Below are 13,701 nucleotides of genomic sequence, written 5' to 3'. Positions count from 1 at the left end.
GCCGTCTACTTCTTGTTCTTCTGCTCTTCCTTCGCGCGCTGCGCCGCCTGGATCCGGCCCTCGTTGATCTCGGCCATGGCCTCGGGGATCTCGCTGGCGGTGAACTTACCGCCCCGGCCGGTGGGCAGGCCGCCGAAGGAGTAGCTTTCGTCGAACTTCGGTGCGGTCGACTTGGGCCGGCGCGCCTCGACCTTCTCGATGACCGGTTCGAGCCGTTTGGCCTTCTCGGCCACCGCCTTTTGGTCGCGCTCGATGAACTCGGGCAGCACCTCTTTGCCCATCAACTCGATGGACTCCATGGTGCCCTCGTGACTGCGCGGGTTGAGCAGCAAGATGATCTCGTCGACGCCGCTTTCCTCGTAACCACGCAGGAACTCGCGCACGGTGGCCTACGGCCCCGATCGCGCCGCGACCGGGGCCGTAGGCCAGCGTCGGATCCTTCTCGACCTCTTCCAGGTAGCGAGTCCACACCCCGGTCCGGCCGGGAGTGTGCACGCCGGTCATGTAGTAGTGCATGATCCCGAACGAAAAGAATCCACCGCCCTGCCCGAGTCGCTCCAGCGCCTGCTCGTCGGTCTTGGCGACCATCATCGACAGGTCACCACCGATGGCCAGGATGTTCGGGTTGACCTGTGGCGTGACGGGCACGCCGTTCTCCTCGAACTCCTTGTAGTAGCCGTTGACCCGCTCGGTCAGCGGCCTGGGCCCGGTGTAGGCGAAACTCAAAGCGCCGATGACCTTTTGCGCGGCCATCTGCACGCTCGCCGGTCGGGTGCAGGCCACCCAGACGGGCGGATGCGGCTTTTGCAGCGGCTTGGGCACCGCGTTGCGCGCCGGCATCTGGACGTGCTCACCCTGGAACCCGGAGAACGGTTCCTCGATCATGCAGCGGATCGAGACCTCGAGCGCCTCTTCTCACTGCGCGCGCTTGTCGGCGGGATCGATGTTGAACCCGCCCAGCTCACCGACGGAGGAAGATTCGCCGGTGCCGAACTCGACGCGCCCGTTGGACAACAGGTCCAAGGTGGCAATGCGTTCGGCCACCCGCGCGGGGTGATTCACCACGGGCGGCATATGCATGATGCCGAACCCGAGCCGGATGTTCTTGGTCCGCTGGCTCGCCGCGGCCAGGAAGATCTCCGGCGCGGTGGAGTGACAGTACTCCTCGAGGAAGTGGTGCTCGGTCAGCCAGACGGTGGAAAACCCCGCCTTGTCGGCGGCCTCCACCTCGTCCAGGCAGTCCTGCATCATGATGTGTTCGTCGTCGGGCACCCACGGGCGGGGCAGCGCGAACTCGTAGAACAGTGAAATTTTCATTGTTACCTCCTTATGAGACTAGGCCTGGCTGGCAAGGTGTTTGGCGGCGACGAAGCCGAAGGTCATGGCGGGACCGATGGTCGCTCCGGCGCCCGCGTAGCTGCGGCCCATCACCGGCGCGGAGGTGTTACCCACCGCGTACAGCCCGGACACGATGGTGCCGTCGGGCCGCAGCACTCGGGCGTGTTCGTCGGTCCGCAGACCACCCGACGTCCCCAGGTCGCCCAGCACGATGCGGAACGCGTAGTAGGGCCGGTCGCCCAACGGATACAGATTGGGGTTGGGCAGGGTCGGATCGCCGTAGTAGTTATCGTAAACGCTGTCCCCTCGGTTGAAATCGTCGTCGTGACCTTTGCGCGCGAGTTCGTTGAAACGCGCTGCGGTGGCGCGAAGTTCGGCTGCCGGGACACCGATCTTGGTCGCCATCTCGTCCCAGCTGGTCGCCGCCTTGACGACGCCGGACTCTAGCCAGGCCTTGGGAATCTTGCGCCCGGTGGGTACCGGAGTGCCGGGGATCTTCGGGAGCGGCAGGTGGCCGCCGACGACGTAGCGAGTCCACGAGCGGTGATCGGTGATCAACCAGCACGGGATGTGGGTGATCCCGGGTTTCTGGCCGTCGATCATGGCGTGGCCGAAGTCCATGTACGGCGCCGCTTCGTTGATGAACCGCTTGCCAGCGCCGTTGACGATGAACTGCGACGGCATCATCCGTTCGTTGAGCATGAATTGCATTCGGCCGTCCGGCCATTGGATCGCCGGGCACCACCAGGCCTCGTCGAGCAGATCGGTCGCCGCGCCCACCTTTTCGCCCGCGCGGATGCCGTCGCCCATCGCGACGGGGTTGCCGAAGCTCCAGTCATGGTCTACGACGGGCAGCTGCTCCTTGCGCCACGCGAGGTCGTGATCGAAGCCCCCGGAGGCCAGGATGACGCCCCGGCGGGCACCGATGCGTTGCTTGGCGCCGCCCCGTTCGACCACCGCCCCGCTCACCGATCCGTCGGCGCGGGTGAGCAACTCAATCATCGGCGCGTCCAACCACAGCGGAATACCGTTGTCCCGCATGGCCAGCCGCAGCCGGGCCACCAGCGACTGGCCGATCGCGGCCATCCGTTCGTTGAATGCTCTGGCCTTGAACATCCGCCAGATGAGTTTCAGCAGCACACCCTTGCCGGCCCACGACTGCCTGATCCGGTAGAAGGTGCGCAGATCTTTGGGGCCCAGCCAGATTCCCCGCGGAGCAAGCGCCAGCGGCTTGAGCATCAGCTCCTCGTCGGGACCCAGCTTCCGCAGGTCAATGGCCGGCACGTTGATGGTGCTGCCGAGTTCGGAGCCACCGGGCAACTCCGGGTAGTAGTCGGCATAGCTGGGCTTCCAGACGAATTCGAACCAGCTGGACAGCCCTTCGAGGAACTCCAGCATTTTCGGGGCCGACTCGACGTATTGCCGGATACGCGCCTCGCTGACCAGGCCCTCAGTGATCCTGAGCAGGTATTCGACCACGCCTTCGGGATCCGGGGAGTAGCCCTCGCGCCGTTGTGCGGGCGCGTTGGGAACCCAGATGCCGCCGCCGGACAAGGCGGTGGAACCGCCGAAATAGGAAGCTTTTTCGACGACCAACGCATCGAGGCCGCAGGTGTGCGCGGTCAGCGCGGCGGCCATGCCGCCGCCGCCGGAGCCGACGATCAACACGTCGACGACGTGATCGAAGCCGTTCGTATCCGTCATGCCGGTATCGCCGTCCTGATCGCGAACCCGGCGATCAACTCTTCGGCCGGCTTGTAGTAGCGCAGCGCCGTCTCGTAGCGGCCCGCGGTTTCCAGAGCGGCGAAAGCCGCTATCCAGGTGCGGACTTCGTGCGCGGAGCTGCCACCCTCGTACAGCATGAACGCGTTCGACCACAGGTTGAACTCGTCGAGCCGGCCGGCGTCGATGATCTCCAGGAAGCGGTGGTCCCACGCCGGATTCAGCGGTTGCAGATCACTGTCGCCGCCGGCGAAGGCCCTGGCCGCCTCGATGACGGCGGCCAGCCTGGCTTGCCGTTGCTCTGATGTCATCGGCCGGCCCTGCACGATGCGCTCCCGGACCGCTTCGGGCGCGGTCGCCAGGGTCGTGCACCGGCGGACTGTGCGAGAGCCCTCCGGATCCGATCACCAGGACTCGCTTGTCCACGGTGGCCAGATAATTGCCGACGGCCGCGCCCAGCGCGCGGCACCGGTGCAGCGGTCCAGCGGCACCGCGACCGCATTGACGAAAATCGGGATGACCGGACGCGACAACGCGTCCCCGAACAGCTTCTCCAGCGGCTGGACGGTGCCGTGATCGACGTCCATGCTGGCCGATACCGCCACGTCGACGCCCGCCTCGAGTACGGCCTCGGCGCATTGCGAGGCCAGTTCGGTCGGCACGTCGAGCGGACCGGCATGCGTTCCGTAGTCGCCAACCCCGTTGGCGTTCAAACCGACACAGAACGACGGCATCGCCTTGTAGAAGAACCCGTTGTAGTGGTCCGGCGAAAAGATGACGACCAGCTCCGGATCGTAATCGCGGACGAACTGGGCAGCCCGCGCGATGGCGCCCTCGACGTCGTCAAGCAGGTCCCGCGACGGCCCCGGAAGATTCAGGAGCGGGCTGTGGGACATACAGCACAGAGCCATTGCCACTGTCGACATCACCCCCTACCGGGATGAGCGTTAGGGCATCGAGCAGCGACGCGCTGAGTTCGGGAGAGAGCTGGGCGATGCAGGCACCCGCGATGCAACGATCGGGACGCAGGAACACCACCGATTCGGGGTGCACGTCGAACCAGGCCTTGAGGCCTCCGGTGCGATCGCCGCCGACGACGACATCCGGGTCGTCGTGCCCGGGCCAGTGCAGTTGGGTCTGCGGCCGCAGCGCAACAAAGCGGGCGCCCAATGCCTTCCACTTAGCGAACGCCTCGTCGCCGAGAATCTTGCGCGGGTTGTTGTTCCAGCACAGCACCGCGAACCACGGACCCAGCACGTCGTCCAGCAGGACATCTTGCTGAGTCCGCGTGTCGACGCGGGGCTAGATGAACAGCGTGCCGACCGGCGATTCGGCGCGGCGCGGCGCCGAATGCACCACCGCCCCATGCTCGTAGCGCGGCATCGGCTTGAAGCGCATCTCGAGCACATATCGCTTGAGCGTGGGCACGATTGACGCCGACCGCACCAGCAGGTCGCGCGCGGAGGCGACGCGACGGTTGGTCGGCGAGATGACCCGGCCCACCATCGTGGACAGGTCGATCATGGCCCGCGCGTGCTTGCGACGCTCCATGTCGTAGGTGTCCAGCAGTTTGTCGTCGGCCAAGCCGTTGACCACCGCGGCCAGTTTCCAGCCCAGGTTCGCCGCGTCCCGGATTCCGCTGTTGTAGCCCTGCCCCTGCCACACCGGCATCAGGTGCGCGGCGTCGCCGGCCAGCAACAGCCGGCCGCTACGGAACACCCCGGCGATTCGCGAATGGTGGGTGTACACCCGGCGACGGATCACGTCGACCCGGTCGGGCTGCGGCACCATGCGGGCCAGCATCTGCCGCAGGAACGCCGGATCCTCGGCCTGCTCGTCGGTCTCGTCGGCGTGAATCATGAACTCGAAGCGGCGAATTCCGTGCGCGATCGAGATCGACGCGTACGGACGTTCGGGGTCGGCACCCACCTCGCTGTTGGGATGACCCAGCGGATCGTTGGCGATGTCGACCACCAGCCACCGCGTCGACGACGTCGTCCCGTCGAAGGACACGCCCATCATCCGGCGGGTCGTGCTGCGACCGCCGTCGCAGCCCACGACGTAGCGAGCGCGCACCGTGGTGCTTTCGCCGTCGCCGCCGAGTTCGACCGCAACACCGTCGGCGGTTTCCGCGCAGGCCGTCATCGGCCGGCTCCAGCGCACCTCGACACAGTCGAATCTGTCCAGACCGGCCAGCAGTTCGGCGTCGACGAGCGGCTGCACGAACCCGTTGCGCTTCGGCCAACCGAAACGCGCGTCGGGCGGCGCCATTTCGGCGAGCACCCGGCGATTGCCGTCGAAAAGCGCAGGATCTGGTTCGGCACGGTGTGCGGCAGGACGCGGTCGACCAGGCGGATCGACTGGAAGGTGCGCAACGACACGTCGTCCAGGCCGACCCCGCGGGGGTAGTCGATGAGCGTGTCTCGCTCGTCGACCAGCAGTGTGCGGACACCTTGGGCGCCAAGGATATTGGCCAGCGTCAAGCCGACCGGGCCCGCGCCGACATGACGACGTCGACGGCCGGTGTCTGGTGCCCGTCCGTCGCCATCAGCGTCCCAGCAGGAAGTCGAGATGCAACTGGTTGAAGGTCTTGGCGTCCTCGTACTGCGGCCAGTGACCACAACCGGGCATCACCTCGAAACGCGCGCCCGGGATCATCAACGCCATCCGGCGCCCCTCGGTGACGTCGGCGGTCGGGTCGTCGCTGGTCCACAGCACCAACGTCGGCGCGACGATCGAGCCGTATTCGGCCGGGCCGAGAATGTTGCGGGCGCGAATCTCGGGGTCCTGCAACGCGATGATGTCGCTCATGGCGGAGACGAATCCCGGTTGCCGGTACACCCGTTGGCGGCTGGCGACCAGGTCGTCGTAGTCCTTGGACTTGTCGGCCATCAGCCATTTGATGCGGGCTTGCACCGTCTCTCAGGTCGGATTCTCCGCGGCCGCCATGGACAGCGTGATGATCCGTTTCATCACCACCGGATCGGCCTGGGAGCCGCCGGCGGTGTTAAGCACCAGTCGCTCAACCACATCCGGATGGTCGACCGCGGCGCGGGCGGCCACTCAGCCGCCGAGCGATTCGCCGCTGATGCAGGCGCGGTTGACACCGATGGTGCGCAACACGGCCATCAGGTGGTCGACGTAGTGGCCGACTTCCAGCGGGTAGCCCGGCTTGTCGGTGTACCCGTGGCCCAGCATGTCGATCGACTAGGTCCAGAAATGTTCGGCGTGCGCCCCAGATTGCGCACGTAAGCCTCGGCGTGGCCGCCGGATCCGTGCAGCAGCATCAACACCGGCTTGCCGGGATCACCGGCGCGCAAGTAGCGGGTGCGCACTCCGCCGGCGTCCAGATAGCCCTGCTCAAACGCGACCCCCTGCAGGCCACTCCAGATGCTCTCGAACTCGGCCACGGTTCCTCTCCGCCTACTACTGGTGGAAATCTGGTTCTCGTTTTAGACTAATTGTGCGAATATCGCACATTATCGTGCGCTATATACTAGAGCTTCGCTCTCGCGTGGAGGTATGTCAAGGCTGTGACGGGTTCGGGTACCGGCTCGCAGACGCTGGCCAGGGGAATCACCGCGCTGCAAATGGTGGCGGATTCCCCGGCCGGACTGACCGTCCAGCAGCTCGCCAACCAGATCGGGGTGCACCGCACCATCGCCTACCGCCTGCTGTCGACGCTGGCCCAGTTTCGGTTGGTGGTCAAGGGAGAAGACGGGCGCTACCGGCCGGCCGCCGGCCTCGCGGTGCTCGGCGCCTCGTTCGACCGCAATGTGCGCCAGCTGAGTCTGCCGACGCTGCGTGCCCTGGCCGACGAGCTGGGCACCACGGTGTCGTTGCTCGTCGCCGAGGGCGATCAACAGGTGGCGGTCGCGGTGATCGTGCCGAGCCACGTCGCCTACCAACTGTCCTTCCACGAGGGCAGCCGGTATCCGCTCGATCGCGGGGCCGCCGGAATCGCCTTGCTCGCAAGCCTGCCCCCGCGTCCGGGCGAACGGGATCTGGTGTCCCAAGCGCGCGAGCGTGGCTGGGTGACGACCTACGGCGAGATCGAACCGAACACTTACGGCCTGGCCGTGGCGGTCGACCGCCCGGCACCGTCCCCACCGACGTGCATCAACCTCATCTCCCACCGGGAGGACGTCGTGATGCGCGGCCGGGAGGCGGTCGTCGAAGCGGCAAAGCAGTTGTCCGAGCTGCTGAGCTGAAGGGATTGCAGTTGATGTCTTGGGATTCCGAAGTCGATGTCGTCGTGCTGGGCACCGGCGGGGCCGGGCTGACCGCCGCACTGTCGGCGGTGGCCGCCGGTGCCTCTGTCGCGGTGTTCAAGAAGGCCCCGACCGTCGGCGGGACCACCGCGGTCTCGGGTGGCGTCGTGTGGATCCCCGCCCATAACCGTTCTCCCGAAGGCGAATTGACGGAAGCCGACGCGTTGCGGTACCTGCGTGCGCAGTCCCTCGGCACGATGGACGACGCGCTGGTCGAGACGTTCGTGCGGACCGGCCCGAGGATGCTGGAATTCGTCGAGGGCCACAGTGCCCTACGCTTCGAAATCGCCGCCGGTTTCCCCGATTACCGCCCGGAGCTGCCGGGCGGGCAGCCGAAGGGGGGCCGGTCGCTGAGCGCGGGCCCCTTCGATCTGAGCCAGATCGGCGAGTGGGGCAACCGGATCACGTCGTTTCCCGCCGACTGGTCCAACGTCGGTATCGATGCCGAAACCCGGGCGCGCATGCACGTCACGGTCGAGGAGGGCAGCGATCTGTGCGTCGCCGGCACGGCACTGATCGCGGGGCTGCTCAAGGGCCTGCTCGACGCCGGGGTCACGCCGCACACCGACGCGCGCGCCGAGGAACTCATCGCCGCGGACGGCGAAATCATCGGGGTTCGAATTGCCCTGGCCGACAAGCGGATCAACGTGCGTGCCCGTCGCGGCGTGGTCCTGGGTGTCGGCGGCTTCGAATGGGATCCTGGCTTGGTACAGGCATTCCTGCGCTGCCCGATGCACGGCGCGGTCTCGCCGCCGAACAACACCGGCGACGGGCTGCGCATGGCAATGGCACACGGCGCCGATCTGGCCAACATGGGCGAAGCGTGGTGGGTCCCGATCGTGCAAATCCCCGGTGACACCATCGACGGCAAGCAGCGCAGCCGCAGCGTGCGACTGGAGCGGACCCGGCCGCGAAGCATCATCGTCAACCAGGCCGGGCACCGCTTCGTCAACGAGGCATGCGATTACAACTCGATGGCCGGCGCGTTCCACTACCTGGATCCGCGCGGCGGGTACGTCAACGATCGTGGCTGGATAGTGTTCGATGCCACCCTGTCGGATCCGCTGACGCGCGCCGGGCTGTGGATTCACGGCGAGACGGTCGCCCCGACCGACAACGGCGCCCCGTACGCGCACGGCTGGGCGAGCTGGTTCCCGCCCGACGGCCCGCCGGGTACCGAACGGTTCGGCCCCGAGCCCACCCAACCCGCGGCCGGTGCGGCCTGGTTCGACGCTACGGGCCTACGAGTGGGGCCCGACGGGGTGACCGGGCGGGCGGGATCGCTGGCGTGGGACCTGTCCTGGTCCGACAGCAGCAGGCCGCTGTGGACGTTTCCCCGCGTGGCCTGGGAGCGTGGGCTGCTGCCCGGTGCCCAGGTGGTGATCGCACCCACCACCGACTTCGCCGGGTCGCTGACCGTCGGCGGCACTGTGGTGCGCGTCGACGGCTGGCGCGGTGCCCTCGCCCACATCTACGGGCACGGCAACGCCGAGCGCTGGGGATGGATCCACGCCGACCTCGGCGACGGTGACGTCCTGGAAGTGGTCAGCGCGGTGTCGCGCAGGCCCGGGCTGCGATGGCTGGCACCGCTGGCCTTCATTCGCTTCCGTATCGACGGAAAGGATTGGCCCACAAGCCTTTACCCTGCCTGCGAATGCAGGCACTACACTGGCCCTGGAGCGTTGGCAACTCCAGGGGCGCATCGGGAACCGCGATGTGTGCATCCGGGTCGACCAGCCCGGGCAACGATGCGTGAGCCTGCGATACACCGATCCCGACGGGGCCACCGCGGTGTGCACCAACACCGAGCAGGCCGACATTCACGTCGAGATCGCACACCGCGGCGTCGTCGAGCACAGCTGGTCGGTGCTGGGCCATGCCGAGGTCGGTTTACGCTGAGCGCCCATCACGCGCGAAACACGTTGCCGGCCAGCGGGACTCATACAAGCCAGGGGCTTGTGGCCGTCACCTCTTTATGATTAGGGTCCACACGCGGTCGTCCGGAACATGCGTTTGGGTCGGGGTAGCCGGCACATGATTTTCAATCGGTTCGCTGGGGACTTCCCACTCGAAGTGCGGGGTAGCCAACAGGTTTGCCGCCGAGGATGCCGACGACGCCGACGCGCTACTGCTGGTGCTCGCCGTGGCGCTGCTGGCGCTGGCCACGCTGCTAACGGTGCTCGCGTCGGCGGGCACGCTGGGGGATCCCACGGCATCGCCACCGAGAGCGCCGATGGTGACCGGCTGGTTGAGATTGCCGTTGACCCCGTCGACTCTGTTGAGGACGCCTCCGTTGATGCTCACGAGCACGTTGTTCTGAGCGGTCAGCTCGCCGCCCGGGCCGACAGTCACGACGCTGCCGTCAATGGTGATCGCACCGCCGTCTGCAAGTCCCCCGCCCAGATGACCGGAATCGCCGATGGTGATGACGCTGTTGTGGATCGCGAGGTCGGCACCTCCGGCAAATGGCTGGTTTAGCTCAGGAACGTCGCCCAGTCCGCCGTTGAAGGTTATGAACGTCTGGGCGGGAGGGTCGATCATCACTGGGTTGCCGCTAGCGTCCAGGATCGGCATGCCGTCCGGGCCGATGGCCGGCTGAGCGGGCGGGTCGATGACAACCTGGCTGGCGCCCGCGTCGATGTTGACGGTGCTGCCGTCGACGTTGATGGTCGTACCCGACTGTGCCATCAAGGTTCCGGAGTCGACGTTGACGGTGCTGTGCGCGCCGATGGTAAGGCTCGGGCCCGGTCCGTCCGTTCCGACAAGAGCGACCTGTCCGTCGGCGGGGACGGCGCCCTCGGTCCGACCGATACGGTGCTGCTCTGGATGGTGAGCTCTCCGCCGCCTTGGCGTACACCCAGCTGACCGCCTCCGTTGAGCGTCACGATGCTGCTTTCGATATGGACCTCGCCGGTGCCGTAGCTGACCAGACCGCCCGCGGGTGCGGTCGAGACGAGACCATCGGCCCCGGTGGTGGTGATGGTGCCGGAGTTGATGGTGACGGTGCTGCCCTGGACGGCGATGGTTCCACCCTGCTGTGTGATCAAGCCTCCGCTCTGCGCGATCACGGTGCTGCTCTGGATCGTGACGGTAGCCCCGGGCCCGGTGGCCGCCAGGGTGCCGTCGACCCCGACGGTGAGGCTGCTGTTGGATCCGACGGTAAGGCTCGCGCCCGCGCCGTCGACGACGACGTGACTACCCGACTCGAAGAGGGCGTGGCTACCCGATCCGATGGTCAGGGAGCCTCCGTTGACCAAACTGAAGCTTACGCCCGGCTGGACGGTGAGGCTGCCGTCGGTGCCGACTGTGAGGGTGCCGTCGCCAATCGTGTAGGTGCCTGGGCCGTAGATTGTGGAGCCATCGAGCGCGGGGTGCATACCGGGACCGACGTTCGCCTGGGTTTGGGCCAGCTGGACGATGGATTGGGTTCGGGCGCCGGCGTTTTCGTCGGCGGTTTGGGCCAGCGCGCGGGCCTGATCGGCCTGCCTACTCGGGTTGGTGGTTTGGGGTGGTTCCTCGAATGAGGTCAGGGTGCTCGCGGTCACCGATTCCGCGGCGTAGGCATACATCGCGGTGGCATCTTGCACCCACATCGCCGCGTATTCGGCTTCGGTGGCCGCGATCGCCGGAGTGTTCTGGCCCAGAAAGTTCATCGCGACCAACGCCATCAACCGCGCCCGGTTGGCCTCGACGAGCCACGGCGGCACCGTCATCGCGTGCGCCGCCTCGTAGGACGCCGCTGCCGCATACGCCTGCGCGGCGGACCTTGCCGCCTGAGCGGCAGAGGCTTGCAGCCACGCCGCATATCGCGTCCCCGCCTCGGCCATCCGAAGCGACGACGGGCCCGCCCACCGACCCGTCAACGCCGCGATCTCCGAAAAGCACCCGCTCGCCGCCACCTCCAACTCGGCGGCCACCGAATCCCAACCGGCCGCGGCGGACAGCATCGGGCCAGATCCCGGGCCGGCATACATCGGCGCGAAATTGATTTCCGGGGGCAGTAATGCAAAGTCCATGACCGCGATCCCTTCCCGAGCAGCGGCTGCGCGCCTATTCGACACATGTCTGCCCAGGAGTGTTTAGCGGGTTTGCTTGAACACTAACCTCAGCGCCACGCGAAAGTCACTAACCCTAAATGTGTTGTGGATCACGTTGACGGTAGGCGGTGAGTTAGGCTAAAGCCCAGTGCCGCAACATTTTTGAGCCTCGCCATCAAAGCCGGCCACCGGACCCAAGCCCGCGCACACTGGACCTCAACACTCGACGAGCAGGTGCGCGCAACCAAAACGGTTGAGCGGCAACAAAGCAGGCCCAGCGAGCTAGCCCTCGAATTTGTAACCCAACCCACGAACCGTGACCAGATGCACCGGGTTGGCCGGGTCGGCTTCGATCTTGGACCGTAGGCGTTTGACGTGGACGTCGAGCGTCTTGGTGTCGCCCACGTAGTCCGCGCCCCACACCCGATCGATCAACTGCCCGCGGGTCAGCACCCGTCCGCTGTTGCGCATCAGGTACTCGAGTAGGTCAAACTCCTTGAGCGGCAACGTGATTGTGTCCCCGTTGACCGACACGACATGGCGCTCGACGTCCATCCGCACCGGGCCGGACTCCAATACACCGTCGCTGATCTCGGAGTCGTCGTCGCCGCCCCGGCGAAGCACGGCCCGGATCCGGGCAATCAACTCACGCGCCGAATACGGTTTGGTCACATAGTCGTCGGCACCGAGCTCCAGGCCGACCACCTTGTCGATCTCGCTGTCCCGGGCCGTCACCATGATCACGGGCACGCTGGAGCGAGCGCGCAGCTGCTTGCACACGTCGGTGCCGGACATGCCCGGCAGCATCAGATCGAGCAGCACGATATCGGCGCCGGCACGGTCGAACTCGGCCAGCGCCGCTGACCCATCGGTTACCACGGTGGCTTCGAAGCCTTCCTTGCGAAGCAGGAAGGCCAGCGGATCGGCAAGCGACTCCTCGTCCTCCACGATCAGCACACTGGTCATCGACTTAGTTCTTCCTCTCGTTGGGATCTGGTGGGCCGCACCTCGCGAGCCCGCGATTGCTCGGTTTCTTCGTCTCTATCGGTGTCCTGATAGGCCGGGATGGACAATGTGAACGTGGAACCGGTTCCCGGCTTGCTCCACACCCCGATGCTGCCGTTGTGATTGGCCGCAACGTGTTTCACGATCGCCAGCCCCAGCCCGCTGCCGCCGGTGGCTCGCGAACGCGCCTTGTCCCCCCGGAAAAACCGCTCGAAGACCCGTTCCTGGTCTTCGAGCGCAATCCCGATCCCGCGATCGGTGACCGCGATCTCGATGTTCTCGCCGCGACGGCGACGGCTGATCGACACCGGTGACCCCGGCGACGAGTAGGCGATCGCATTGGAGACCAGATTGGCCAACGCGGTCACCAGCAGTGTTTGATCCCCCAGCACCCGCAAACCCGTGGGCGCGTCGGTGCGAACCTCGATCTTGGCGTTGTCGGCGGCCACTTTGTGACGCGAAATCGCTTCGGCCACAACGGTATCGACCTCGACAGCGACGACGTTCGGCAGCCGCTCGGCGCCCTGCAGCCGGGACAGTTCGATGAGCTCGGCGACCATGTCGCCCAGCCGGTTGGCCTCGATGAGGACTTTCTCGGCGAACCGGCGCACGGTTTCCGAATCGTCGGCCGACGCGAGCAGAGCCTCGGCCAGCAGCGCCATGGCGCCGACCGGGGTCTTGAGCTCGTGGCTGACGTTGGCCACGAAGTCGCGGCGGGTGGCTTCCATGCGCGCATGGTCGGACTGGTCGTGAACGAAAACGACGGCAAACCGGCGGTCTTCCTCGCTCAGCAGGGCGGCCTGCCCATGCACCGATATCCCGGAGCGCCCCGCGGCCGCGCGCTTGCCGGGCTGCAGGTCGAATTCGACGACCTCGCCGCCCAGCGCCTGCTGCGCGGCCTGCCAGGCTTGGTCGTCGAGCTGCCGATCGCGCACCAGGCCCAATTCCTTGGCACGCTCGTTGAGGTAGACGACGTCGCGATGCGAATCGACAACGGCCGCGCCCAGCGGCATCAGGGTAACGATCTGTTGCAGCATCTGCGCGACGGTGATGCCGGTCGATTCGGTGGCCACTCGCTGGCGTCGTCGCACCACCCGTGCCGACAACCGAGTGCCGACCGCCACTCCGACGGCCAGCGCCAGCAAGGACAAGACCCCGGCCAGCAACAGCGCCGAGAACACAGTCACGAACAAAATCGTACAAATCTGATGAACGCAGCCCTAGCGGAACGAGGCCAAAATCGGACAAGTCACAACTTCCGCCACAGGAGTTCGGCTGTCGTTCATGCGAAATTTGGTCAGCGGGCTATCAGCGCTCAAGACCGGCGC

Annotated in this window: 6 protein-coding genes and 6 pseudogenes; 3 read left to right on the top strand and 9 right to left on the bottom strand. The window is 66.5% G+C overall.

Translation table 11 applies throughout. The annotated features are described in order from the left end of the window. Positions 1-5 precede the first annotated feature (5 nt). The 5 genes and pseudogenes from T428_RS28165 to T428_RS28145 form a co-directional block, all read right to left on the bottom strand. Positions 6-1,317, bottom strand: a pseudogene (locus T428_RS28165) (LLM class flavin-dependent oxidoreductase). A gap of 18 nt (positions 1,318-1,335) precedes the next feature. Next, positions 1,336-3,042: an FAD-binding protein gene (locus T428_RS28160; RefSeq protein WP_036468011.1), complete on the bottom strand. Its 1,707-nt coding sequence runs from the start codon at positions 3,040-3,042 to the stop codon at positions 1,336-1,338. Further along, positions 3,039-3,956: pseudogene (locus tag T428_RS28155) on the bottom strand (3-carboxyethylcatechol 2,3-dioxygenase). Before T428_RS28155 ends, T428_RS28160 begins: the two are co-directional and overlap by 4 nt. Then, positions 3,904-5,543, bottom strand: a pseudogene (locus T428_RS28150) (bifunctional 3-(3-hydroxy-phenyl)propionate/3-hydroxycinnamic acid hydroxylase). Before T428_RS28150 ends, T428_RS28155 begins: the two co-directional pseudogenes overlap by 53 nt. A gap of 64 nt (positions 5,544-5,607) precedes the next feature. Beyond that, positions 5,608-6,470: pseudogene (locus T428_RS28145) on the bottom strand (alpha/beta fold hydrolase). A gap of 123 nt (positions 6,471-6,593) precedes the next feature. Here T428_RS28145 and T428_RS0114410 point away from each other — a divergent pair. The 3 genes and pseudogenes from T428_RS0114410 (at position 6,594) to T428_RS35780 (ending at position 9,230) form a co-directional block, all read left to right on the top strand. Beyond that, the gene (locus tag T428_RS0114410; protein ID WP_025737045.1) at positions 6,594-7,271 is read left to right on the top strand and encodes an IclR family transcriptional regulator; all 678 of its coding nucleotides are present in this window, start codon (positions 6,594-6,596) and stop codon (positions 7,269-7,271) included. A 14-nt stretch (positions 7,272-7,285) separates the two neighbouring features. Beyond that, a pseudogene (locus tag T428_RS33630) lies at positions 7,286-8,380 on the top strand (FAD-dependent oxidoreductase); the annotation flags it as partial. Further along, positions 8,366-9,230: pseudogene (locus tag T428_RS35780) on the top strand (hypothetical protein). The pseudogenes T428_RS33630 and T428_RS35780, both read left to right, overlap by 15 nt. A gap of 66 nt (positions 9,231-9,296) precedes the next feature. Here T428_RS35780 and T428_RS0114400 read toward each other — a convergent pair. The 4 genes from T428_RS0114400 to T428_RS0114385 all read right to left on the bottom strand — a co-directional run bounded on the left by T428_RS0114400 (position 9,297) and on the right by T428_RS0114385 (position 13,560). Next, a complete protein-coding gene (locus T428_RS0114400) occupies positions 9,297-10,019 on the bottom strand; it encodes a hypothetical protein (RefSeq protein WP_025737043.1) in 723 nt (240 codons plus the stop codon). Next, on the bottom strand, positions 10,019-11,347 hold the full coding sequence (locus T428_RS35455) for a PPE family protein (protein WP_025737042.1): 1,329 nt from the start codon (positions 11,345-11,347) through the stop codon (positions 10,019-10,021). The genes T428_RS0114400 and T428_RS35455 overlap by 1 nt, the downstream gene beginning before the upstream one ends. 303 nt (positions 11,348-11,650) lie before the next feature. Beyond that, positions 11,651-12,334 carry a two-component sensory transduction protein RegX gene (gene regX / locus T428_RS0114390; protein WP_025737041.1) on the bottom strand — a complete coding sequence of 228 codons (684 nt, stop codon included), beginning with the start codon at positions 12,332-12,334 and terminating at the stop codon, positions 11,651-11,653. Next, the gene (locus tag T428_RS0114385) at positions 12,331-13,560 is read right to left on the bottom strand and encodes a sensor histidine kinase (RefSeq protein WP_156942958.1); all 1,230 of its coding nucleotides are present in this window, start codon (positions 13,558-13,560) and stop codon (positions 12,331-12,333) included. The genes regX and T428_RS0114385 overlap by 4 nt, the downstream gene beginning before the upstream one ends. Positions 13,561-13,701: the final 141 nt, after the last annotated feature.

The organism is Mycobacterium genavense ATCC 51234 (assembly GCF_000526915.1).
Classification (GTDB): domain Bacteria; phylum Actinomycetota; class Actinomycetes; order Mycobacteriales; family Mycobacteriaceae; genus Mycobacterium; species Mycobacterium genavense.
This window is presented reverse-complemented; position numbering and strand designations above follow the sequence as displayed.